26 protein-coding genes and 1 tRNA gene are annotated in these 22903 nt (G+C 68.2%); 7 read left to right on the top strand and 20 right to left on the bottom strand.

What is annotated here, in order from left to right; all coding sequences use genetic code 11:
* Positions 1-199 precede the first annotated feature (199 nt).
* The 14 genes from ABZ117_RS09130 to ABZ117_RS09065 form a co-directional block, all read right to left on the bottom strand.
* Entirely contained in the window at positions 200-1564 is a 1365-nt protein-coding gene (locus ABZ117_RS09130) for a tyrosine-type recombinase/integrase (RefSeq protein WP_356818803.1), read from the bottom strand.
* On the bottom strand, positions 1561-1770 hold the full coding sequence (locus ABZ117_RS09125; protein ID WP_030671993.1) for a helix-turn-helix domain-containing protein: 210 nt from the start codon (positions 1768-1770) through the stop codon (positions 1561-1563). The genes ABZ117_RS09130 and ABZ117_RS09125 overlap by 4 nt, the downstream gene beginning before the upstream one ends.
* 456 nt (positions 1771-2226) lie before the next feature.
* Entirely contained in the window at positions 2227-3702 is a 1476-nt protein-coding gene (locus ABZ117_RS09120; RefSeq protein ID WP_356818801.1) for an ATP-binding protein, read from the bottom strand.
* 2 nt (positions 3703-3704) lie between these two features.
* Positions 3705-4553, bottom strand: coding sequence for a bifunctional DNA primase/polymerase (locus ABZ117_RS09115; protein WP_356818843.1), 849 nt, complete (start codon positions 4551-4553; stop codon positions 3705-3707).
* Between the two features lie 128 nt (positions 4554-4681).
* Positions 4682-4972, bottom strand: coding sequence for a hypothetical protein (locus ABZ117_RS09110; RefSeq protein ID WP_356818799.1), 291 nt, complete (start codon positions 4970-4972; stop codon positions 4682-4684).
* Between the two features lie 14 nt (positions 4973-4986).
* Complete coding sequence (locus ABZ117_RS09105; RefSeq protein WP_356818797.1) at positions 4987-5442, bottom strand: hypothetical protein; 456 nt, start codon at positions 5440-5442, stop codon at positions 4987-4989.
* Positions 5443-5455: 13 nt separating this feature from the next.
* The gene (locus ABZ117_RS09100) at positions 5456-5650 is read right to left on the bottom strand and encodes a hypothetical protein (RefSeq protein ID WP_252104009.1); all 195 of its coding nucleotides are present in this window, start codon (positions 5648-5650) and stop codon (positions 5456-5458) included.
* Positions 5647-5916 (bottom strand): hypothetical protein, encoded by a 270-nt coding sequence (locus ABZ117_RS09095; protein WP_356818795.1) that lies wholly within the window; start codon positions 5914-5916, stop codon positions 5647-5649. The genes ABZ117_RS09100 and ABZ117_RS09095 overlap by 4 nt, the downstream gene beginning before the upstream one ends.
* A 140-nt stretch (positions 5917-6056) precedes the next feature.
* Positions 6057-8237, bottom strand: a complete 2181-nt coding sequence (locus ABZ117_RS09090; protein ID WP_356818793.1) for a cell division protein FtsK — start codon at positions 8235-8237, stop codon at positions 6057-6059.
* Positions 8238-8389: 152 nt separating this feature from the next.
* Positions 8390-8725, bottom strand: a complete 336-nt coding sequence (locus ABZ117_RS09085) for an RRQRL motif-containing zinc-binding protein (protein WP_356818791.1) — start codon at positions 8723-8725, stop codon at positions 8390-8392.
* Positions 8725-9582 carry a protein spdB gene (locus ABZ117_RS09080; protein WP_356818789.1) on the bottom strand — a complete coding sequence of 286 codons (858 nt, stop codon included), beginning with the start codon at positions 9580-9582 and terminating at the stop codon, positions 8725-8727. Before ABZ117_RS09080 ends, ABZ117_RS09085 begins: the two co-directional genes overlap by 1 nt.
* Complete coding sequence (locus ABZ117_RS09075; protein WP_286064034.1) at positions 9579-9923, bottom strand: hypothetical protein; 345 nt, start codon at positions 9921-9923, stop codon at positions 9579-9581. The genes ABZ117_RS09080 and ABZ117_RS09075 overlap by 4 nt, the downstream gene beginning before the upstream one ends.
* Positions 9920-10366 (bottom strand): Pycsar system effector family protein, encoded by a 447-nt coding sequence (locus ABZ117_RS09070; RefSeq protein WP_356818787.1) that lies wholly within the window; start codon positions 10364-10366, stop codon positions 9920-9922. The genes ABZ117_RS09075 and ABZ117_RS09070 overlap by 4 nt, the downstream gene beginning before the upstream one ends.
* Positions 10363-10632 carry a DUF6284 family protein gene (locus tag ABZ117_RS09065; RefSeq protein ID WP_356818785.1) on the bottom strand — a complete coding sequence of 90 codons (270 nt, stop codon included), beginning with the start codon at positions 10630-10632 and terminating at the stop codon, positions 10363-10365. The genes ABZ117_RS09070 and ABZ117_RS09065 overlap by 4 nt, the downstream gene beginning before the upstream one ends.
* 958 nt (positions 10633-11590) lie before the next feature.
* Here ABZ117_RS09065 and ABZ117_RS09060 point away from each other — a divergent pair.
* Together ABZ117_RS09060 and ABZ117_RS09055 are read left to right on the top strand one after the other, a co-directional pair.
* Positions 11591-12316, top strand: coding sequence for an XRE family transcriptional regulator (locus ABZ117_RS09060; RefSeq protein ID WP_356818783.1), 726 nt, complete (start codon positions 11591-11593; stop codon positions 12314-12316).
* Between the two features lie 2 nt (positions 12317-12318).
* Positions 12319-12792 carry an NUDIX domain-containing protein gene (locus ABZ117_RS09055; protein WP_356818781.1) on the top strand — a complete coding sequence of 158 codons (474 nt, stop codon included), beginning with the start codon at positions 12319-12321 and terminating at the stop codon, positions 12790-12792.
* On the opposite strand, the gene ABZ117_RS09050 is transcribed toward ABZ117_RS09055, so the two are convergent.
* The 4 genes from ABZ117_RS09050 to ABZ117_RS09035 all read right to left on the bottom strand — a co-directional run bounded on the left by ABZ117_RS09050 (position 12780) and on the right by ABZ117_RS09035 (position 18118).
* On the bottom strand, positions 12780-13346 hold the full coding sequence (locus tag ABZ117_RS09050; protein ID WP_175434198.1) for an HD domain-containing protein: 567 nt from the start codon (positions 13344-13346) through the stop codon (positions 12780-12782). The two genes, ABZ117_RS09055 and ABZ117_RS09050, sit on opposite strands and share 13 nt — an antisense overlap.
* Before the next feature lies 1 nt (position 13347).
* Entirely contained in the window at positions 13348-13809 is a 462-nt protein-coding gene (locus tag ABZ117_RS09045; RefSeq protein WP_356818779.1) for a GntR family transcriptional regulator, read from the bottom strand.
* A 485-nt stretch (positions 13810-14294) separates the two neighbouring features.
* A complete protein-coding gene (locus ABZ117_RS09040) occupies positions 14295-15290 on the bottom strand; it encodes a hypothetical protein (RefSeq protein ID WP_356818777.1) in 996 nt (331 codons plus the stop codon).
* A 182-nt stretch (positions 15291-15472) separates the two neighbouring features.
* Positions 15473-18118 (bottom strand): ATP-binding protein, encoded by a 2646-nt coding sequence (locus ABZ117_RS09035; RefSeq protein WP_356818775.1) that lies wholly within the window; start codon positions 18116-18118, stop codon positions 15473-15475.
* A gap of 470 nt (positions 18119-18588) precedes the next feature.
* Between ABZ117_RS09035 and ABZ117_RS09030 the strand changes: the two genes are divergently transcribed.
* The 4 genes from ABZ117_RS09030 (at position 18589) to ABZ117_RS09015 (ending at position 20300) form a co-directional block, all read left to right on the top strand.
* Complete coding sequence (locus tag ABZ117_RS09030) at positions 18589-18957, top strand: DUF6009 family protein (RefSeq protein WP_356818773.1); 369 nt, start codon at positions 18589-18591, stop codon at positions 18955-18957.
* A 301-nt stretch (positions 18958-19258) separates the two neighbouring features.
* Positions 19259-19615 (top strand): DUF6233 domain-containing protein, encoded by a 357-nt coding sequence (locus tag ABZ117_RS09025; RefSeq protein ID WP_356818772.1) that lies wholly within the window; start codon positions 19259-19261, stop codon positions 19613-19615.
* A 44-nt stretch (positions 19616-19659) separates the two neighbouring features.
* Positions 19660-19884, top strand: coding sequence for a hypothetical protein (locus ABZ117_RS09020; protein WP_030641125.1), 225 nt, complete (start codon positions 19660-19662; stop codon positions 19882-19884).
* Between the two features lie 203 nt (positions 19885-20087).
* On the top strand, positions 20088-20300 hold the full coding sequence (locus tag ABZ117_RS09015) for a hypothetical protein (protein WP_356818770.1): 213 nt from the start codon (positions 20088-20090) through the stop codon (positions 20298-20300).
* A gap of 127 nt (positions 20301-20427) precedes the next feature.
* On the opposite strand, the gene ABZ117_RS09010 is transcribed toward ABZ117_RS09015, so the two are convergent.
* Together ABZ117_RS09010 and ABZ117_RS09005 are read right to left on the bottom strand one after the other, a co-directional pair.
* Positions 20428-21084: an NAD(P)H-binding protein gene (locus ABZ117_RS09010; RefSeq protein WP_356818768.1), complete on the bottom strand. Its 657-nt coding sequence runs from the start codon at positions 21082-21084 to the stop codon at positions 20428-20430.
* A gap of 89 nt (positions 21085-21173) precedes the next feature.
* Positions 21174-22439: an amidohydrolase family protein gene (locus tag ABZ117_RS09005; RefSeq protein ID WP_356818767.1), complete on the bottom strand. Its 1266-nt coding sequence runs from the start codon at positions 22437-22439 to the stop codon at positions 21174-21176.
* A 382-nt stretch (positions 22440-22821) separates the two neighbouring features.
* Here ABZ117_RS09005 and ABZ117_RS09000 point away from each other — a divergent pair.
* Positions 22822-22894 (top strand) — tRNA-Thr (locus ABZ117_RS09000).
* The last annotated feature ends 9 nt before the right edge of the window (positions 22895-22903 follow it).

Raw genomic sequence — 22903 nt, 5'->3', positions numbered from 1 at the left:
AAATCTGCCGGCTCAGCCTTCCCAGGTTCGAATCCTGGCGCCGCCACACGGGAACAAGAGGCCCGTGACCTGCTGTCTCAGCAGGTCACGGGCCTCTTGTCGTGCATCGCCTCAAAGGGCGGGGTGTCTCAACCTGTCTCGCGTTCGAACGCCCCGTCTCGGACTCTGCGGACGGAGCGCGGACGGGATTCCCGCTGCGTCAGACGCTCCGTCCCAGCCGTGCGGAGATCTTGGCGTTGGCTGCATCGTCGCCGTCCTTCAGGAACTCGGCGTACACGCGAAACAGGACCGCCACACTGTGGCCGGCTCGCTCAGCCACGAGCTGCGGTTCCACGCCCGAACTGAGCCACGTCGACACTGCGGCGTGACGAAGGTCATAAGGCCGCCTGGCCAGTGCGGACTGGAACTCGGCCGACGTCAGTGCGCGCGACCGCGCTTCAGCCCACACCTCCCCGTATCCGGTGTCCTGCACGAGTCCACCCCGCAGCGTCTGGAAGACGCGCCCGTCCGGTGCCGTGCCGTACGCGGTGAGGTGCCACCGCAGCAGCGCGACCAGTTCCGGCGGGATCGGCACGGGCCGCACTGCCTTCCGCGGGCGGTGCTTCAGGCCCCGTTTCTCGTGCGCCTCACCACTGTCTGTCCACGCGGTGCCGGATCGGGGGCGGGTTTCATGCAGCCGGAGCACGCCCCACCCCCGCCGGGGGAGATCGCAGTCGGTGACCCGTAGACCGATCACTTCCGCCGGCCGCGCGGCGGCGTAGTACATGCAGCCGAAGAACGCGGCGAGCCGGCGCCCCCGCTTGCTCTGGTCACGCACGGCGGTCAGCAGCTTGGCGGCTTGCGCCGGATTCGGGACGCATGCCGGGTCCACTTCCTCCGTGACCTGCTCGGGCGCCTTCCACTTGACGCGGTCCAACGGGTTGTCCGTCAGCAACTCGGCATCGACCGCGAACTCAAGGGAGTTGTAGAAGATCGCACGCTTGCGACTGATCGTCCCCGGGGCCGCAGTCTTCCCGTCCAGCCGCTTGGACAGAACCCTGAGCGCGGCTTTCACCAACAGCCGGTCCGTGAGGGCCGACGTGGGCAGCGACTTCCGCTGGAACCAGGCGAGCACCTGTGCCACCTCGGCCGGCGGCTCTTCCTCCCACCGGTTCTTGTTGAACGCCCACCCGTACAAAGCGCTCCGTACGGTCCGGGCGTCGGGCATGCCCTTGGTGTCCTTCACGAACGCCGGCGTCACGGTCGCCATGGCTTCGGCCAACGTCCGCCGGGTGTTGCCAGGGGAGTCGTCCCACTTCATCGCGATGTAGTTGCGCGCGTGCTCGTACCAGGAGATGTCACGCTTCTGGTCGACCATGGACTTCGGGAGGCCGCTCTCCACGTCGAACGGCTCACCCTTCCGGGCCGCCGTCATGAGTTCCGACCGGCGGCTGTCGGCCAAGCCCTGGGTGAGGAACGATTCCGCGTGTTCGCGGGTGCCCACCATCCAACGCAGTTGGTACGGCTTCCGGTAGCTGCGCTTTCGGATGGCCCAGAACTTGACGGTGTAGCTCCACTCGGTCACGCGGCCTCCAACTCGTCCTTGAAGGCGTCCAGGACGCTGCGGCGTACGCAGATGCGGCCGGACGGTGTGCGGCGTGCCTCGGGGGTGAGGCCACGGTCGCGCCAGCGGTACCAAGTCGGGCGGCTGATGCCGAGTTCTTCCAAAACTTCCGGCAGGGGGATCAACTCGTCTTTCGGAGTGCGGCGGCGCCGGGTGGGCGTGGTCATGCTGGGTCTCCATACCTGGGCATTTCGAGGTGCGGCTGTACGCGGCTGTGTCCGAGGTGCGGATTTCTGCGTCACCCGCGTCATCTGCGTCATTCGGGGCCCTGACCTGCGGTTTCAGGGTGACGCAGGGCCCGGGAAGTGCGTCACCGGTGACGTAGAGCTGCGTCACCGGGTGACGCGGGTGACGCGGGGTGACGCAGGAATCGGCCGTCTGCGTCACCGCTGTTCCGGCAGGTCACACGCCGTTTGCAGGGTGTGGGTGACGCAGGTGACGCAGCGTCTTCCTACTTGGGACCAAGAGGGGGTGGTGTCTGTTGTGGTGCGCGGCTCAGAGCGTGAAGAAGGAGCCGCTGCGCGGCGCGACCTTCGCAGGGCGGCGGCGCCGCCGAACAGCAAGAGGAGCACGCGGGGGCGGGTGCTCCTCTTGCTTGTTCCGGCCGGCCGGGTGCCGGGCGGTCAGAAGGCGGCTTCCTGCTCGGGCGACGGTGGTGCGGCGGGGCGCGCGATCTCGATGTACCGGGACGTCTTAGTGCGTCCCCAGTCAATGAGGACGCCACGGGCGGCGAGGGTGGGCTGAAGGCGCTTGAGACGGTCTGAGAGCACCTTGCCGGTAGTCGGCCAGCCTTTTGGAAGGGGACGGCACTCCTCGCCGCTGTAGAGGCCCGTGAGGGCGTACAGCCACTCGGCAGACGTCATCCGCTCTTCCGCCCCCGGCGCGATGCCGGCAGCGTGCTTCAGCACGGTCTGCGCCAACAGGTCGCCCTCAATGACGTCGTCGTTGAGGTCGTCCAGGCTGGCCCGGTAGGCGGCAAGCGCTCCGAGACCGGTTGCGGCGTCGAGCTGCGCGCACAGGTGCGCGAAGTCGGCCATGCGCAGGTCGGTCGGGATGTCCGCCTCAGCCGCCCGCACCTGCACGGAGAGGTCCAGGAGCGATCCGAGGATGACGGGCAGCACCTCTGCGAAGTCGGACCACAGTTCCGCCTCGGTGCGCCGGACGCGGGGGCGTTCCAGACGCAGCGGAAGGAGCCGTTCTGCGAGGTCGGGCCGGATCACGCCCACGTCGATGCCGGTCAGCAGCAGGGGCCGGCGGTAGCCGACGCGGAACACGTCCCCGTCTGTGAACAGGGCGCGTTTGACGTTCTCCGCGCCGGTGACGATGCAGCACATCGCGTCGGACAGGTCCGGGGTCATGTGGGAGAGGTTGTCCAGGGCGGTAACCCATCCGGCGGCCACCGCCGCGATCAGGTTTTCCTCATCCTTCGGCGCGCGGCGCAGGTCGCCGCTCATGCCCTCGATGATCCGCACGAGCATCCGCCCGCCCGTCGACTTGCCCGCCCCCTGGGGGCCGGTGAGGAACGGGGCCGGGACGGGCACGGACGGACCCAGGCAGCCGATCAGCCATGCGATGGCCAGGCACTCCGTCTCGGCGTTGGCGAAGTTGCACAGCCGCATCAGCAGGTCGATGCCCTTGCCGTTGGTGTCCCGGGCCGGCAGGGGCAACTCCCCCGTGAGCTGGGTACGGCGCCAGCAGACCTCTTGCGGGTCGGGGGTGCGGATGTCCCAGCCGGTGGGGTGGATACGCACCGATTGCCCGTCGCTGCGCCCGAGGTCGAGCCACGTCGCCCCGTCGAATCCGGGGGCGACGCGGATGTGCACGGGTTGCACGTCCTCGGTCAGCGCCAACGCTTCGATCAAGTCCAGCGCTTCCTTCATGGCGGTGCCGTTGAAGACGCCCACGCCGTCGCGGAAGAGACCGACCATGAGTTCCTGCCGGTGGCTTCCGGTGGTGCCCTGGGAGCGGATCGGTCGGGCCACGGGGTGGCCGTTCTTCTGCGCGTACACGGTGCCGTCAGCGGTGCGGAAGTACCGGAAGTGGGATTGGGCGTAGTCGGTGATGACCTGGCGTGCGGGATTCTTGTCGTCGTCGGACATCGTCACATTCCCAACGTGGTGCGGGCGTTGGTCCACGCGTCCGTGCAGTGCCGCAGGGTCTCGCCTTTGGTCTGCGCGGCGGTGAACAGTCGGGTGACGTGGGTGTCGGTGAGGCAGCCGCACCGGCCGTGCGTGGACAGCACCGCGAGGAACGCCCCGTAGACCGTGGCGTGGATCGCGCTGCGGGCGGTGGTGATGCGCTGCACGGCCATAGCGATGCCTCGTTCCAGGTAGGCGGGCGTGCGGTGCGGACACTCCCCGCCCCCGGGCCCCGCAGGCACGGCGGCGGCGTGCGGCACCGACCGGACCGTGGGCGGCTTCTTCACCGCGAGGGCGCGTACGGCGTCGGGCAGGTCGGTCATGATGCCGGTGCCGGGCCCGAGGTAGCGGGCGTAGGACATGGACGACTTGATGTCGACACCGGGCCGCACGGCGTTGGACGACGGCATGACGCCCTGGTAGATCCAGTGCTCACCACGCGTCGTCGCCACCGTGCGCGTGGCGGGGAGGGAACCGCGGGCCCATGCGATGGCGTCCGCGTCGTCCAGGTCCACGACGGTCAGCCCGGCGGCGCCGGGGTGGTAGGCGACGCACACCGCCCGCCGCCACGCCGCCATCCACGGGGGCGAAACGATGATGGTTAGGTCAGTGGTGGCGGCGGCCCACGCGTGGCAGACGCCGGAGCAGGCGCAGGGGCCCGGGGTCTTCATGTTCGGCCGGCCCCCACATGCGTTGTCCGCGCAGGTGGGGCAGTTGCCGAACGGGACCTTTCCCCGGCGCAGGGGCAGCACCGGCACGCCGGCTGCGGCCAGGGCCCGCGCAGTCGGCAAGGGATCGGGGAGCGCGCTCATGCCGCCGTGCCCTCGCCGGAACGGGGTCGGTTGCGTCATGCTGGGAAACCTCCACAGGTCACGTGTTGGCAGGTGGACACGGGCGGCCCCGCTTCTTTGGCGAGAGGGAGGGGCCGCCCTTGGCGTAGCTAGAAAGGGGGTTCGTCGCTGTAGCCGCCGGGCCCCCACGGGTCACGGGCGGTGTGGCGCCGACGCAGCCAGCGGGGCCGACGCGGCAGGGGCAGCAGGGGCCAGCGGCGGGTCTCGTTCCAGCAGCCGCAGGGCTCCCAGTCGCGTCCGGCGTGGTCGCCATTCTCGTCGCCGTAGGGGTACTCGATGCCGCCGAATCCCTCGCAGTCGCGGCAGCCGGGACGGGGAGTGTCGGTCAGCACCAGGGCCCGGCGGGGCCAGTGGGCGACCTGAATGCGCAGTCGGGTCACGGGGGATGGCCTCCTCAGCCGTGGAAGTGGTTGCGCTTGATCACGGCTTTGCGGATGTTGACCGTGGTTCCGCCGTGGTGGCCGCTCGCGCTTAAGACCTGGACAGCGATCCATCCGCCGAAGATCACGGCGGCGAGGATGATGAGCTGTCCGATGAACGCGGTCAGGGCGGCGATGAACGAGGTGAGCAGCAGCAGCCCGCCGCACACGGCGAGGAACCCGACGCCCCCGAGGGCGACGTTCACCGCCGTGCGGGACACGGCCGGCTTGGCGGCGACCGGTTTCGGCTGAGCCGGTGCCACGGCGTAACCGGTGACAACACGGCCATCCGGCAGGACGACGCTCGCCACGGCCGGGATGTGGCCCGGCTGGACGGGGACGACCGGCGCCGCGTGCATGGCGGCGGGGGTGATCGGGGTGGGGTGGTGGACCACGAGGGGCGCGGTCCCGCGGGTCGTGGGCTCGTTCACGGTCTGGTCTCCTTCAGTTGCCGAGGGCGGACAGGGCGTCGGCGGATGCCTGTACGAGGTTGTGGATGGGCTCGTAGGCGCCGGTGCCGGCGGCGAAGAACCCGAACAGGAACAGCACGAGCGCGGCGCCGCCGCCGGCGGACTTGGTCCTGACCGCGAAGACGGAGGCGGCGCCGAACAGCAGCACGGCGGAGATGTCGAGGATCATCGGGACCCTTCCGGGGTGTCGGTGCCGGCGCGGTAGATGCGCGCCCAGCGGTTGTAGAGCCAGCGGCCGGTACGGATGCGCTTGCCGGTGGCGTGGCAGCGGCGGCAGTCCTTGCCGCGCTTTATGCGTCCCTTGCGGTCCGTCTTGAGCGCGTGTCCCATGCCACGGCAGCGGCGGCAGTCACCGAACGGTGACGCCGCACACATACCGACGTAACCGAGGGTGACAGTGAGTAGGCAGGCGATAGCGAGCAGGGCGGCGGTCACGTGGGACCCTCTCAGGCAGGTTTTGAGGTTTGCGCAGGTGGGCCGCTATCCGCTAGCGGCCTGATCAGAGGCGGTCTGGGGTGCTAGCGGGGCCGCTAACGTTAGCGGGGGGTGCCGCTATCGTTAGCGGCCCCGGAGCGTCAGCCCGCGTCCCGCTTTCCGTCACGCTCCGCAATTGTGGTGGTGATGTGGGAGCGGTCGACACCGCGCCGGTTGACGACCTTGCCGTTGACCCGGCGCCCGACCTGGATGGTGGACACGCCGTGCGGCTTGAGGGCGGCGGCGAGCGCGTCGGGGTCCCAGCCGTCGTAGACCTCGGGGCGCAGGTCCGCGAGCCGGGTCACGATGGTTTCCGACCACGCCTTGGCCTCCGTGGCGGGGACCACGGCGAGGATGTCCGCGAGCAGGTCGTAGGCGGCGGTGGTCGGCTCGGGTGCCTCTCCGAGGGCGTGGCCGGCGAGCAGTCCGGCCTTCTCGCGGACGCGGCGGGCGCGGGCTGCGATGGTTTCGGCGCCGCCGGCGTCGACGTAGACGGAGCGGACGATACGGGCGTCGGAGCCTTCACCCACGAAGTAGTGGATGCCCTTGTCTCCCCAGGCGAACATGGTCGCGCGCACCCCGCGCTTGTAGGCGGAGGTGCCGAGGACCATGTCGTTCTCCAGCTGGCCCATCACCTTCAGGCACCACCGCGCGGAGGCGTTGGCGCTGATGCCGGTGGGCAGCGACTTGGCGTCCGGGCGCTGAGTGGCCAGCAGGACCACGATGCCGGTCGCGGGGCCGCGCTTGACCAGGTCGGTGATGATCTCCTCGAACTCCTTGCCGTGCTCGGGGTGCTCGAAGAGGACCTGGCATTCGTCCACCCCGACCACGATCGGGTGCAGCCCGAGGGAGCGCTTGTCTGCGAGCGCGGACGTCACCTTGGACTCGGGGCAGATGTCCCGGGGCAGGGAGCGGATCACCTTCGTGCGGCGGCGCAGTTCCTCGCGCAGGGCCCGGAAGTCGTCCAGCGCGTACTGGACGGGTTCGTCGTCGTCGCCGGCGGCGTGCCGGTAGCCGACGGCATTGCCCACCGGGTCAAGGTCGCCGGTGCCCTTCATGTCGTAGGTGTGCAGCTCCGCGCGCGGGTCCAGTGCCGCGATGAGCAGCAGCAGACGCAGCAGGAACGTCTTGCCCATGCGGGGGATGGCGCCGATGACGCCCGCGATGTACATGAGGGTGACCGCGACCCAGCGTCCGCGCTGGTCGGTGCCGTAGGCGACCGGCTTGAACAGATCCACGCCGCCGGTCTTCAGCAGCGGCCACGCTGGCTGAGACGCGCGGGACATGTCTTGATCCCCGACCCACAGCACCAGGTGCCCGGTGTGCTCATCCGGCACCGCCTCGGGCCACACGCACCCCAGCGGGCGGCGTAGACCGGAAGCGAGCCTTTCCCGGCGCTCGATGATGTCCGTCACGGTCACGCCGTAGGGCAGGTTGCCCTCTGCGCGCCAGCCGGGGCCGTCGCGGGTGATGGGGGCGGTGAACTCGAACCCGTCCCGACCCTTGCCCTGCGCCTGATTGATCGCGGGAATGCCGAGTGCCCCGAGGGCCCGCAGGACGATGTCACTGGTGAGCTTGGTGGCCTTGGGCAGTTCCACGGCCCGGTGCACGACCGGGGCGTCCGCCTTGCGGCCGGCCGCCCCCAGGGCGAGGACGACCGCGCCCACGGAGACGGCTTGCAGCCAGTCGGGGGCCAGTACGTACAGGGCGAGCGCCAGACCGAGACCGGTGAACAGCGCGAGCGCGGCGACCAGGGTCCGCAGCCGGACCCGCCCGTCACGCTGCCGGGACAGCTTCAGGTACTCGGCGGCGTCCTCACGGCGCACGGCGGCGAGGCGGACCGGTTCACCCTCGCGGTCGGCCACCCACCGCATCGTGCCTCCGACGACCTTCGCGGCGCCAGCCGGTGCCTGGAAGGCGAGACGGGCGGCGTAGATGGGGGCGCGCAGGGCGTGGTAGCCGGCGGCGTGGGCGTAGTGACGGGCCACCCACGCCGACGCGGTCCGCAGCTCAGCCACGGACTTCAGCCACACCGGGACGACCGCGCGGCGGCGGGCGCCGGCGAGCCGGCCGAGGTAGCCGGGACCGGTAGCCGCGGGGGCCGGCTGGTCGACCTTGACCGGCGTGTCCGGGCCGACCGGCTCAGGCTCCGGGGCAGTGGTGGGGGCCGGTTCGCGGGCGGCGCGGGCCTTGTCCAGGTCGACCACGTCGGCGCCGTGGGCGGAGGCCATTTCGGCTTCCAGGCGGTTGAACAGTTCGTGGTCGTCGTCGGGATGCTTCACTGAGACTTCCTTCTCTCACAGGGGAGGACCGGGCCCGACCGGCGCTGTGGAAGGTGAGCGGTCGGGTCCGTGGAAAGCCTGAGGCGAGGCAAGGGCCGTAGCTAGCCTCACTTCAGGCTAGCTACGGCCAAAGCTCCACTCTCTGGAGTGGCTCAGGCGGCGTACTGCTCGGGATAGGCGCAGGGCACGCACATGCCGAGCGACGTGGGGATGACGTATCCGGCGTTACGCCGGCAGGCGGGGCAGATGCGGCGGGCGGCGTTGGCCTTGGCGAGCGCCGCCCACCGGGCCGGGGTCATCGGCCGGACCGGTTTAGCCAGGTCGATGCGGTAGAGGTAGGCGATCAGCGGGGCCCGGCGGCGGCGCGGTCGTTCGAGTTGCGCCGCCACGTCCTGGCCGCCGGGCCGCAGCCCACGGGCGCGCAGTTGGCGGCGGGTGGCGTAGCCGTCCGGGGCCAGGCGCCATCGGTAGACCGGCAGCGTGGCCATCAGGCGACGCGCTTCCACGCGGCCCGCAACCGGACCTCAGAGGCGGAGTGCCCGGCGGCCCGGAAGCGGGCGGCCATGTCGCGGTACGACAAGGGCGGCGTCTGGCTGTGCCGGATGTCGTGAACGAGCATGTCCAGCGTGTCATCCGACAGCGCGGGCGCCGCCATCTCCAGCGCTGGCACAGGGTCGGTCGGGCCCCATACGGGGAGTTCCCAGCGGGGTGTGACGCCGGGTGTGACGGTGCTCGTCACGCTGGTCAGCGCCCTGCCGGTCTCCTCGCCCTTGCGGGCTGTCTCCAGCGTCGACCACGCCCCCGCGAGGGTATGCGCGGTCTGTGCCTGGACGCATGCGACGCGGGCGCCGGCCTCCGTCACGGCAGTCAGCCGCGTCTCCTCCGTGGCCGCTTCCGCCCGCAGTCGGGCACGGGCAACGGCCGCTTCGTCGCGGGCTTCCTGCTGGATTCCCCGGATCGCGTCCAGCGCGAGCGGGGTGAGCGCGGTGCGCTCCCACAGGCTGTGCACGAGCCACAGGGCGTTGGCCGCGATCGGCAGCCACGCCACGGCCAGCCACGCCCCGGCGGAATGTTCGGCGGTCAGGGCGTGGGCTACCAGGACGCCGGCGGCGAGGACGCCGAACGACCAGCCGACCGCCGTTACGGCGCGGTTGTGGTCGCCCTGGGCGGCGAGGCGGCGTTCGTAGGCGAGGGTGGCCAGCCATCCCCCGTCGATGCCGAGACCGACGACCAGGGCAACCGGCCACGGCACCGCCGCACCCAGCCACATCATGACCACCGCGAGCGTGAGCACCATCGACACGGCCGTCATCGCGACCGCCGGCAGAACCGTCTTCGCCCTCACCGGGCACCCCCCGCCTGCCCCGCCGGGGCACGGTCGAAGTCAGGCACGTCGGCGTACGCGATCAGCACGACGACCGCACCCGCGAACTGCCCTTCGGCCCTCAACACGCGGGTGAATCCGTCGCTCTGCACGTCGCAGTCGACCGCGTCCGGCCCGATCCGCAGGGCGGTGCGCCACTGTTCGAAGGCGGCCAGGCTCTCGCCCGAGGTGGAGTGGAACGCCAGGCGCAGCCACTCGGGGTAGATCGGGGACACGTCCACGGAAGGCGCGGGCAGGTCCGGGAAGTCCACGGCCAACAGCCGCAACGCCCCCAGCGGGACCGTGAGGTCGTCCAGCGTCACAGCGCACCCCCCGCCGTGATCAGCGCGGCGAGGATGAGCAGGGCGCCGCCGGCGCGGATCAGGTCGACCGCGCGGCGCAGGCTGGTGAACTTGGCGACCGCCAGCCGGGACAGCCCGGCAATGTCGGCGGCCATGTCCCGGTCGACCGCCGCCGTGATCTCCTCCGCCGTGAGCGTGGCCCACAGCGGGAATCCGTGCGGACCGAGCTGCGGGCGAACCGCCCGCAGCAGCAGACCGGCGGCGCCGACCAGCACCCCCATACCGGAGCCGCCGACGATGCAGGCGGCCGTGTTCAGTGGCAGGTCGCGGGCGACCGTCCAGGTGCCGGCGAGGATGGCGCCGACGAACGCCAGCAGCAGCGCCGTTTTCGCGTCCGTCCGCGTGATCTCCGCCTTCACCTCAGCGTGGGCGGCGGTCAGGTTCTTCTCCGTTGCGGTGCTCACGCGGCACCCCCGGGCAGGCTCGTGCCGGCCGCGCGGTTGACCAGCGCAACGCGGGCGGCCAGCGCCCGGCGCCGGGCCCGGCGGATACGCCGTTCGTCCAGCTCGCTCGGGGTGCGGTCCAGGGTGGTGATGTGCGCGTCCAACAGGTCGACGTCCGCCAGGATGACGGGCATCTCCCGCTCGATCGCGTCCAGCTCAGCAGCGGTCGGTTCGATGAAGTCGGCGAACGCCGTGGCGGCGTCCTGGTATGTGACGATGTCGCTCATGGGTCGTGGTTCCTTCCAGAGAGGAACGGCCCGAACGCGGCTCCCGGGGTGCCACCCGGGAGCCGCTTGCCGTTGGAGTCGGTTCCGGCTCCCGCGCTCCCGTCCGTACGTCCTCACGCCATGCGCGGGACGGACGGGCGGGAGAGGCAGCCGGCCGCAGCGTGACGTGCTGCGAGCCGTGGCGGACCGTGCTTGCTGTCCAGGCGCCGCCGGCCGGTCCGAGCGGCGGCGCCTTGGTATGTCGTCGGTTCACGACCGACCTCCCGCGTTCGCAGGGACACGGCTTTCACCGATGCTCCGTTGCCACGGGGCACCGGTCCCGAGCCGGTGAAGTCGGGTGCGTCATCGTCACTGCTCTGACGCCAGCAGGGCGGCCCACACCGGGCGGAACCCCAGTTCAGGGGTTGTCTCCGGAGCCGGTGGGCTTGGCATTGCCGCCGACGACATCACCCGGTCGTCGCGGGGGCGGTCTCACTCTTGCCGCCACGTGCGTTGGGGCCCCGCTGTACTTCCCCACACCCGGGACCGGGTGGCGCCTGCCAGGCGCGTAGGGGGAGAGCCACGGTTCACCACGGCGGTTTGCCCCCGGACCCTCGCCCTGGGCACCTGCCGTGACCGCCGCTCTCGCGTCAGCCCCGCACGATCACTGTTCAGTTCTCAACTAACGGCCGCTTCCTTCGTACTCACCCCCAGCGAGAGTGGGGGCTTTCCTCCGTGCAATGCAGTACCTGTTTTACAGGTACTGCATAGGGGTTCGTCAAGTACAGCGACGCAATCTCTTCTGTCTCGCGCCGGGACGTCTTGGCGTATCTTCAGAATCACGCCAGGTCAGGGGAGTTGGTCACCCCGCTCATGGACAGCTCTGGGACTTCTAGCTACGGTCAAGAAGTCCCTAGACGTCCCACCGGGGGTGCAGATGTCGAACGAGCGCTTACGAACCGCTCTCCTCGCCCGTGGCATGACCGTGCAGAGCCTCGCTGAGGCGATTGAGGTGAGCCCCAAGACGGTCGAACGCTGGATTACCCAGGGCAAGGTGCCGTACCTGCGTCACCAGTACGCGACGGCAGCGGCCCTCAAGGTCGACGTGACCATGCTGTGGGAGGACGGACGGACCGTCGACAGTGCGGCCGACCTCACCAAAGCCGAGATAGCGACGGTCTACCCGCACCGCCACACAGTGCCTACTGGCCTCTGGCGAGAGCTGTATGGACGGGCTGAGCGCAACCTGGACGTCCTCGTGTATTCGGGGCTCTTCCTGTCCGAGGACCCGGTCTTCCATGACCTCGTGAGGGCGAAGGTGGAAGCGGGGGCACGGGTGCGCATCCTGCTCGGGGACCCGGGATGCGCGGCCGTCCGGCAGCGCGGCATTGATGAGGGGCACCACATCATGGACGGCAAGATCCGCAACGCGCTTGTGCTGTACCGGCCCCTCATGCGGAGTCACCCGGACGTCAGTTTCCGGCTGCACGATTCGACGCTGTACAACTCGATCTACCGGGCCGATGACGAGATGCTCGTCAACCCGCACGTCTACGGCATCGGCGCCTACATGGCGCCCGTACTGCACCTGCGACGACTCCCTGGCGGAAGCCTCTTCGACACGTACGCGAATAGCATCGATCACACATGGGAGAACGCACGTCCGGTCACTGACCAGGACGTCAAGACCATCACGGGAGCCTGACCATGGGACGTATCGACTACCTGCACGACCCGGACGCACCGTCGGCCAACTCGGTTGTGCCGTCCGTCGTTGCTTTCGTCCAGAACGACGCGGGGCAGGTGTTGATGATCCAGCGTTCTGACAACGGCAGGTGGGCACTGCCCGGCGGTGGTCACGACGTGGGGGAGTCCATCAGTGACACGGTGGCGCGTGAGGTTTGGGAAGAGACCGGCATCAGGGCGGAAGTGGTCGACGTGTCCGGCCTCTACACAGACCCCGGGCACGTCATGCAGTACGACGACGGTGAAGTCCGTCAGCAGTTCAGCATTTGCTTCCGGGCCCGGCCTGTCGGCGGCGACCTTCGTACGAGCAACGAGACGACTCAGGTCCGCTGGGTTGACCCGGCGGACCTGGTGACACTGGACGTACACCCCACGATGCGGCTCCGGATTGAGCACGCCATGGACCGGACGCGCACGGCGCCCTACATCGGCTGACGCTTGGCGGCGGCGACTCGCTCGAGCACACGGCATGTGCAGGCGAGGATTTCCGGCTCAGCCCGCCGGATGAACTTGCCGATCAGGCTGTCCGGCCCGTAGCGCCCGGTGATTTCGTTGATTCGGTCCACGGGGTTGGTCGGGGTGCCGTCCGGGGTGGTGTTCATATCGCAGTAACAGAGCGCATCGTTCAGGTGCTCGCTCTCACGGGGGAACTCACCGTCCAGCTCAGCGCGCAAGCCGCGTGCGTCCGCCTCAAGCCACGAGCACGAGTGATGGGCGACCAGGTTGACGACCTGCTCGTCGGCGGCGGCCACGTCTCGGAGGTACCGCGCACCGTCCAGGGGGTGAAAGCCGGTCTTGGCGAGGTCCGGCGCGTAGCCGATGTCATGCAGGACCGCCGCAGCCTCCAAAAGGTCCGCGTCCTGGTCGAGGATGAGCGCGATGGTGCGCGCCCGCTCAGCGACCCCGAGGCAGTGTTTCCAGCGTCGCGGCAGCGGCTCAGCGAGCAGCGACTCAGCCAGGGGGTAGGCCCACTCCGTCAACGTCGACAAGCTACGAACGCCCCTCTCGCGCCGGCACGGCGCGGACCGTCCGCACCTTGCCCTGTCCTCCACCCGCCAGCACGCCGACGGCTTCCAGCTTCTCCAGCGCCTTGGCCACGGTCGGACGTGATACCCCGAACCGTTCGGCCAGCACGGAAGCGCTTGGGAACGCTTCCCCTGCTTCGAGTCCGTCAGTCGCGATGATCTCCGCAATTCGCTGATCAAGCGGGCGCCGATCGACTGGCGCCCCCGCACGTACGACTCGCCACCGCTCGCCCCGTACCGGTTCGGCCACGCCTTCCTGGCGCAGCACGCCGAACGCGCGCAGGGCGACCCCGCGCGAGACCTTGTGATCGCGCATGAGTTCAGCTAGCGACGGCAGCTCTGTCATGGTCGGGTCATCCTCGATCTGCCTTTTCACTGAGTCGGCAATCTTCAGGAAAGTCCCCCGAGGGTTGGCCTGCTGCGACACTCGCTCTCCCTCTCCGTCGGGCAGTCGACACCACAGGTAAGCCTCCCACGACGGGCAGCCGTCGCAGAGGGGTCCCGCACAGTGGCGCGCGCGGACGGTTTCAAGATCAGGCCAGACGCGGACGGGATTGCCCTCCATGGCGCCTGTATGCGGCTGAGCAGCAGCTCACAGTCGGTGCGGAGTGGCGATCTTGCGAGGACCTCCGCCGGTTCTCCGCTGATCGGTCGCACAGACATCCACAAGTTTGGCACCCGACGTGGCTGGACGACGAGGCGCCCGGAACGCCCGGCGTCCGTCAGCAGGCCCTATCCCCAGCGCCCGCGCGGCGTCTGTCAATGACACGGCCTAGCTAAGTTCCCGCGCCGGCTCAGGGCCGTCTGCCGCTTGCCGACAGTAACTACTGAGGACCGACAGCGACCACGACGGCCTGGCCATCGGACGTTCCGCCCGTTGCTTCGACCTAGTATGCAGCGGATACAAGCAGTTTACTCGCGCTCGAAAGTAAGAATTACCTCTTCCTTCATCCTCTTATCGAGTGCGCCGGCAGTATCTCGTGGAGGTGGGAGATAGCGCCTATTTTCCGGAAGCTCTCGCGAGACTCGTGTACGACGGAAAAGACCGTTACGACGTCCAACGCGAGTGAGGATCTCCTCTATTGAGATCTCAACCCCGTTCATTCGTGCATCGGCCATCACGAAAGATACAAGCCCAGCCGGCTTGACTACGCGGGCAATCTCGGACATGACCTCGTCCATGTCCTGTACGTAACGTCCGATGATGCGTTGGCTTCGGTCTGGGAGTGCCCCAGTAAAAGAAGACTTAGCGATTGTGTCTAGGGCAGCGTCAACTACCATGCCTGCCTCGGACCCAATATTACCTGACCTGAGGGACCGCAGATAAGAGATCGAGTAGCCCATCCAGACCAGGCTCATACGATGTCCGCGCAGATAGTCGATGGCGATCAGGTACGGCGGACTCGTCATGACGGCATCCACTGTCGCTCGCGCGAAAGGAAGGCTTCGAGCGTCTGCGCGCAAAATATGTGGCAATGAGTGCGGAACCGCTTCGTCCCTTGACTTTGTGCGCGCATGTGATACGCGATTGGCTACAGATTTAGCCGAGGCGAAGTATTTTTCGATAGGGTCGAATGAAGATGTTTCACGAACTCGATGCGGACGCGAGTGAGATACATCGCGCGCGCGCGACGCACCCGCATCCTTAGCGATGATGAGCCGGGAGAAGGCACACCACAAGGGATACGAAAGCGGAGGTGGAACTTCTTTGATTGCTGCCGCTAGGGATGAGAGACGTTGGCGTGCGATCGGATCGAACCAGAAGTCAATAAACTTAGACGTCTCAGGATCAACGTGTATGTCGACCACCTTATAGGACTTGGCAGTCGCTACCACGGACTCTGCGGCCGAGAGGAAATCATCCAAAGAGTAGCTGGCCGCGATAGTGTTGGCGATTACTATGGCCAAGGGGTCTGTATCGCAACCGAAAGCCTGGTGTCCGGATCTAGCGGCAGCCAGAGGGAAAGTGCCAGATCCCATCATTGGGTCTAGCACCACCGCGTCAGGGGCAAGACTAGAAACTTTAGCGGCTGCAAGTTCTGGTGCCATGCGCGCGGGGAACGGATGCACGGCAGCCCGAGTGGCAGTAATCACTGATCGTCTCCTACGCGTTGCTGAGGAACTGGAATGGCAACCTTGTAGGTTTCTGCGAGTTTCTGCGGATACTCGCCGAGGGTTTGACGAAGCTCGCCGATGAGTCCCTGCGGTGACGCATTAAGCGCTACTAGCTGTCCGTCGAAGTACATCGTAGCGGGCGCAAGGGCAGCCAAGCCGCGCACGATAGCTGCGACCTCTTCATGGTCGAGGTCGATACCGCTCCGCTCATACACGGCGGTCACGATGGTATCCACCGTGACCGGAGTTCGTCGCTCTGAGTACTGAACAAGCAACTCAATTACTTCAGCCACGGGAGGAGCAACTGGGGGTTTCTGGGCCTCGACGGCATTCACAAATGCTCGCGCCTCGCTGGGCTCGTGAGTCTCAAAAAGGTCCAAGAGCTTCAGTGGAGATAGTCGCCGCAAGGGGAAAAGCTCAACCAGACGCGCTAAGTCCTCGACGGTAATCGGGGTGATGCCGTCATTGCGGCAGATATCGCCGATGAGGGCCTTTTCGTCCCCATCGCCCTGGAAGCCGGGAGCCACTAGAAGCGTGAACTTAGGCGGTACATCAAGCTTGAACTGCTTTACGGCCCGTTCTCGGTGAACGCGAAGGACTGAGGTTCTAGCTGTACCTGCTTGAATTCGTGGCGCCTTCGCTGGTTTTTTTTGCTTCTCCGGCTCTAGGGCACGTTGTGCCTCAGATCCACTGGACTTAGCGTCGTAGGTGAGCGCGTAGCTTTCGCTACCACCTCCTCCGCGGCGGCCAAGTCGGACGGTAGCAACTCCATCCGGTGTTCCGCTGCCGCCAATCCTCTGTACGCTGTATCCCATAACGGTGAGCGCATCAGCGACCGCGTCCTCGAGGGCTTTCTCATCGTTGCTTGCATCGCGTAGGCTCTTCGCGATAACCGGAGCGGATCTTGGGTGATAGCTGACGAAGTCGCGAAGAAAGGCATCACGCCGTTTCATGATCCGATTTACGGTCGCTGCATCGATGTTTTCGTCAAGCATGTAAGCCTGGGTCAGCAACTCGGTCAGGCCGAGGATTTGTAGAGCCTCTTGGGTGCCATCTCGATCGATATAATTACTGACGAACGGATGAGCCTGGTTGAGGATAGCCGCGCGCCGCTGCGGGTCGTATGAGATCAGACGAGTTTCCTCGCCCGCGGGCTCGACGAGAACTTGTTCAAGGACCTCTCCGCTTTCCTGTGCGAAGGCGTCAGGGAGCATCGTCGCATCAATCTTGATGCCGAGAGACTCTCGTACTTGCTCGTCCCCCTGGGATGCTCGTCGCAGCATTCTCCTGAGAGGGCCCTGGGTAAGCCCTGGAGGTGGATTTGAGATACGACCTTGTTGCGTGAGGAGCGGAATCTCGTCGTCATCATCGCGCTTTTTCAAAACTGAACGCGACCTGTTGAAGACGTGGAGCATGTAAGTTTTCAGTTCGCGCACTTCCGGCGAATCCATGAGGCTCTCTCGTGGGCTAGCCACAAGTGCATCAAGTTCGTCGGCATTGATCACCATGTTAAAGCGGGAGAACGTGCCATAGTGTAGGTCGACGCCTACGTTGAAAGTAGCGTCATCAAGATTAATTAACCGGCCCCGCACCCGGACGAAGAAACCGTGACTCCGACCCAGTTTTCCACTCTGTCCGCGATTAAGGGAATCCTCGAATAGCTGAGCCTGTCCCCAGACTGCTCCGGCAAGGGGGAGCCTATATGCGGGTAGACGTTCCCCATTCACTTCAACGTGATCTGGCGTGCCAATCCTTGAGTCAGGAGCAAGGGTGTCCTCTGATTGGCCAATCGTGAAACGCCACTGTTCTACCCCCTGGGCTTTGGACGCTTCAATTGGGTCTCCGTTGTATAAGAGGTTGAAGGAAGGGTTCAACGGGATTGCGGTGGAAAGTACCCACCTAAGGCGTCCTTGTTGGATACCCTGTGCCGGCTTCTTGAGCCGAGTCATGATGGCGGCTGTCCAATGTTCTGGTCCGGCTTCGCCCTCCGGGAAGAGTGCTTCCAGAACAGGTTTCATGCGTTCGCCGTAATCTCGCAGGTTGGATAGCAAAGCCTCTCGTGCTCCTTCACGATCGAGCTCGGCAACCTCCAAGTTAAGGGTGTGCGGGTCACTCATGTCGCCTTGGACCATCCGATAATCCATGGTCACTGCGCGATACGTTCCATCTTTCAGGACGATGTAAGTGAGTTCCTGGGCCAATACGTAGGTAGCGAGCTTTCCGATTCCAAACTTCCCGATTGGTTCGCGCCGCTTGCCGTTGGGGTCATCTTCACGCTTACGTGATTTCCCGATTCGCCAGAGGTCCTGGAGACCCTGCACGTCCATGGACTCGCCATCGTCAATGACCAATATAGAGGCATACGGGGATGACAGGTCACCAGGCATGTAAACCCATACAGTCTCTGCTCCGGCATCATATGAGTTAGAGACTAGTTCTTCGAAAGCCTTGTTGGGTGAACTGTATAGTCCATCAGAGAAGCGCTCAATAATCGCCAAAGAGATGCGCACTGGAACGAGATCTCGCGCGCCTTGCGAAGCCGCAACGAACGGAGCAGGACTAATGGTGACGCTCTCATCGCCAAACGCCAACTGCTCGGTCCCCTCGTGCGTGGACTCCACCAGTGCCCCTCTCTCCCGGCCCCTCGGCTTGGGAACTCTCAGTGCGGACAGCGATCACTGATTGTCCACGCTTGATCCCTCAGAGTCTACGAGGTGGATGGCCTCAGTCTTGGGAAGTGCCATACGTGTGCACGGAGTTGACGAGGGCGGATCTGTGCGGTCAGGAGGGCGTGCGGACGGACGTCGGCACCCTACTCATGTGCTCCGATCGGTCTCATGCCTGGGCCGTCCCTGGGCCGTCTGACGACGGCCCAGGGGAGCCACGGACGACCAACAAGGGCGACAGCGGCGCGGCAGGCAGCCGTGTCCCGCGTCATGTCTCCGCAGCTATACCCACGTGTCCAGCCACATCCGCGGCCGCCACGAGTCGATCGGGATGGCCTGGCCCGTGTACAGGGGCCAGAAGTAGATGTTGCGGCACCTCTGGCGCTCCTAGTGTTGCCTCACGGCGTAACTAGCGGGAGGGAACCATGCAGGAGCACCTCAAGGCGCTGGAGCACGAGGAAGAGATCGTCTGGACGGAGGACATCGAGAAGTTCGACTACGTCCGACAGTCAGTCGCTCAGTCGGTGAAGACTCGTCAGCGTCCAGTCCCCTGGCGCGGCAACGGGCGGCGGGTGGGCTACGCCGTACTTCGCGTCAATGCCCCGAGTGGTGCAGTGCCCGGCCACTTCGTTCGACGGGTCTTTTGGGTCAAGGAGCACGACAGGTCCGAGCAGCCGAATGGCATGTACCGGAGCTCCGCGCCGGCTGAGGCTGTCGACCCTCGCACCGTTGCTCCAGGGGTGTGGGGCGAGGTCACTGAGCGAGCGTGGGGAGCACCTGTGAGCGAAGCCTAGGAGCGGGACGCTCTCAACGCTGCGGACGAGATGCGGACGGCATGGGTTTCGTTCCATGTAGGTCACCGCGTCTCCGCAGGCCAAAAGAATCACAGAGGCGCCAGCGTGTGGGGACTGTAAATCTGCCGGCTCAGCCTTCCCAGGTTCGAATCCTGGCGCCGCCACACGGGAACGAGGACCCCGTGATCTGCGAAAGCAGGTCACGGGGTCCTCGTCGTTGTGCTGCCCGGCGGGTGTCGGTGGCTGAGTCCCGGCCGGGCCCGCTGTCGCGTTCCGTTCCCGTGGCACTAGAATCGAACGCGTGAACGAAGACCGTCCCCTGACGCGTCTCGACATGCTGCGCTTCGCCCGCCGTGTCGTCGAACACCAGGCTGCCCGGCAGCTTGCGCTGATGGACTGGTGGATCGCGGACGAGGAGCGCCGGGAGGCGGCCGGTCGGAAGCGTCGGCCCGCCACCCGGCAGGCCGCCGCGCAGTGGGCCGTCGAGCGCGGACTGAACGGCCGCAGCGCGGTGTACGTCCACGCCGGCGCCTGTTCGGCCGCCGGCGGACGGGCGAAGGACGTGGACCGCGAGCAGGCGGTACGCGCACTCACCGAGGAAGGGGTCCCCGCGTGCCCGCTGTGCCGGCCGGACACCGCGCTGGGGATTCTCGAATGACCGGCCCGGGTGCGGGCCCGAGCCGTCCGGATGATGCTGGAGCCATGGCAGGGAAACGTCCGATCATCGTGCACCTGCCGTCCCCGACCGGCGGTCGCCGGGTCCGGGTGGACGGCGAGATCCTCGGCCTCGCGCACAACGTGCGGGACCTGGTGGAGTTCCTGCGCCGGGCGGGGCTGGAGATCGAGCCGGAAGAGGTCGCCGACTCGCCGCTGATCGACTGGCGCGGCGTGGGGCCCGACCGGTGGGAGGCGGAGACCCGGACGTGACGGGACGGCCCGCCACCCCGCCCCCGCACGCCGCCACCCTGTCCCCTTGGCCGTCACCCTGCCCCGTGGCCGCGCTCCGCCCGGCTCCGCCGTCACCTCGCCCCAGGCAGGCGCACGCAGTTGCCCCGTGGCAGCCGTACCCGGCGCCCGCCCCGACCTCGGCGCGGGCGCGTCGACGGCCCGGCCGGGGCACACTGGCGGACATGTCCTCCCGACGCAGAACCTGCCCCGTGTGCCACCGCGAGATCGCCGTCGTCGCGGGCCGCTTCGCGCGGCACGACCCGCCCGGGACGCGGGAGAGCGCCGGCCTCGTCTCCTGTGCCGGCTCCCGGCAGCCCGCACAACTCGGGGCGGCCCAGCCGTCACTGGACGGGTACGTCGTACCGGACTTTCCCGGGCAGTTGCCGTTGTTCTGACGCGGGGTCCGAGTCTGACGGGGCATCGGGAAGCGGGACGGCACGGCGGGTTGCGTGCCGCGACTCGTCAGCCTGTCGACTCGCCACCGCTCGGCGCGTACGACCGGTCAACGGCCGGCGACCGCCCTCAGTTCCCGGCCACCGACTTCACCGCGACCGACACCGGCGTCGAACCGCCGACCAGTTCCAGCGTGAGCCCGGTCGTCGCCGGGGTGTCCACCAGCTCCGCGAGAACGGCCGCCACGTCGTCCCGCGGCACCGCCCCGCGACCCGTGTGCGCCTCCAGCCGGACCAGCCCGGTGCCCGCGTCGTCCGTCAGCGAACCCGGGCGCAGGATCGTCCAGTCGAGCGCCTCCTGCCGGGTGACGTACGCGTCGGCCTCGCCCTTGGCGCGCAGGTACGCGTCGAAGACACCGTCGCCCTGGTGCGCGGGATCCGCGCCCATCGAGGACACCACCACGAAGCGGCGTACGCGCGCGCGTACGGCCGCATCCGCGAACAGCACCGCCGCGCCCCGGTCCACGGTGTCCTTGCGGCCCGTACCGCTGCCCGGGCCCGCGCCGGCCGCGAAGACCGCCGCGTCCGCCCCCTGGAGGTGTGCCGCGACCTCCTCCACCGAGGCCGACTCCAGATCCAGCAGGACCGGTTCGGCACCGGCGGCCCGCAGATCGTCGCCCTGTTCGGCCTTGCGGATGATGCCCGCCACCTGCTCTCCGCGCGCGGCGAGCAGGCGCTCCAGCCGCAACGCGATCTGACCATGACCACCAGCAATGACAATGCGCATGAATCCGACCGTACGCCCGAGGGGACGCATCCGCCGCACGAGTGGACCGGCGAGCGCGGCACGCGCGGGGCGCACGCGTGCGTGGACGTTCAGGACGGCTCGCCGCGCCCCTGCCGCGGCAGCCCCAGCTCCGCCGTCGCCGCCGAGTCGCAGTACTCGCGCACCGCGCTCGTCCGGGCCACCACCCGGCCCCGGTGCACCACGATCCGGCTGTAGGCCAGGGAGAGTGCGCCGGCCAGATGGTCACCGCGCACGGCGAGGAGCTCGGCGGGGAAACCCGCCTCGACGCGGACCTCGGGCAGGCCCAGGGCCGTACGGGCCGAGGCGCACACGGCGTCGTAGGCGTCCTGCGGGCGCAGCCCGTGGGCGGAGGCGAGGAGGTAGGCGGCCTCCAAGGGATCACCGCGGCCGACGGGGTTGGACACGTCGCGCAGGGCGCCGCTGCCGGCCGCCACGCGCACCCCGGCCGCCCGCAGCAGCCGTACCGGGGCCGAGCCCCGCCGGTCGGCGCTGCCGCAGCCGCCCTGGGGCAGGCACACCACGGTCACCCCGGCCGCCGCGAGCTGGTCGGCGGCCCGGCGGGCGGCCTCGACGGGCAGGCGCGCGAGACCGGCGCAGGGTCCGATCGCCACGCCGGGGCGCAGGCCGCCCGCCATCGCCGCGAGCCGGGACAGCCGGGCCGGGTCGGCGGCGTCCGTGTGCAGGTCCACCGGACAGCCGTGTTCGGAGGCGACCTCCAGGACGGCCTCCACGTAGCCGGTGGGGTCCGGGTCCAGGTCCGGGCAGCCGCCCACCACGGAGGCGCCCATCTTCACCGCGTCCCGCAGCACCGCCAGCCCGTCCGCCCCGGCCACTCCGGTCAGCAGCCGGGGCATCGCCACCGCCGTCAGCTCCGCGAGCCCCCGCAGCGACCGCCGGGCCCGCAGGACCGCGCCCAGCGCACCGAGCCCCTGGACGTCACCCACGCGCACGTGCGCGCGTACCGCCGTCGCCCCGTGCCCGAGCTGGAGCAGGGAGGCCTCCGTCACCCGACGCTGGATGTCCTCGGGCGCGTACGACACCGGGCCGGGGCGCTCGGCGGTCAGGGCGGTGTCGCCGTGGGCGTGCGGTTCGGCCGGGGCAGGCAGGAGCAGGTAGCCGCTCAGGTCCACGCGCGCGGCGGCCGTGCGGGCCGGGCCCGGGGCCAGGCTGCCGGTCGTGCCCACCGCCTCGATGCGCCCGCCGCCCAGCCGTACGTCCACGGTCCGCCCGTCGGTGAGCCGGGCCCCGCTGAGCAGGAGGGCGCCCGCATCGGACGGCCCGGACGAGCCCGGCGAGTTCGACGGCGGTTGCGGCTGCGGCTGACTGTCGGGCATCGCGCTCCAGGGGCGGGGCCGGGGGATCGGTCGGACCGGGGTCGGGGGATCCCGGGGCCGTGCACGCCCCAAGATCACGCAGAGTGAGTCGAGCCTAGGGTGGCGAGCCGCGCGGGGCGCGTAGGAGCGCAATAGTCGTACCGGCGTGGTCCGCCCCGGGTGGTACACGTGTCGCCCACCCGCGTGGCCTGTGCCACGCACGGCGGCGTCCGGACGCACGATGACGCCGTCCGCCGCGTTCCTGGCCTGCCGCGCCCGGGCCCGGCGGGCACCCCGCCCGAGGCCGAGGAAGCCGGTGAGAGGCCCGGGAAGCGGGCCGCGACGGGCGGTGGGATACGGATTTGGGTGAACGGCGGCGGACCGTGTAATGTCTTCATCGCTCGCCCCAATAGCTCAGTCGGCAGAGCGTCTCCATGGTAAGGAGAAGGTCAACGGTTCGATTCCGTTTTGGGGCTCTGGTGTGA

Source organism: Streptomyces sp. NPDC006309 (assembly GCF_040613095.1).
Lineage (GTDB): Bacteria > Actinomycetota > Actinomycetes > Streptomycetales > Streptomycetaceae > Streptomyces.
This window is presented reverse-complemented; position numbering and strand designations above follow the sequence as displayed.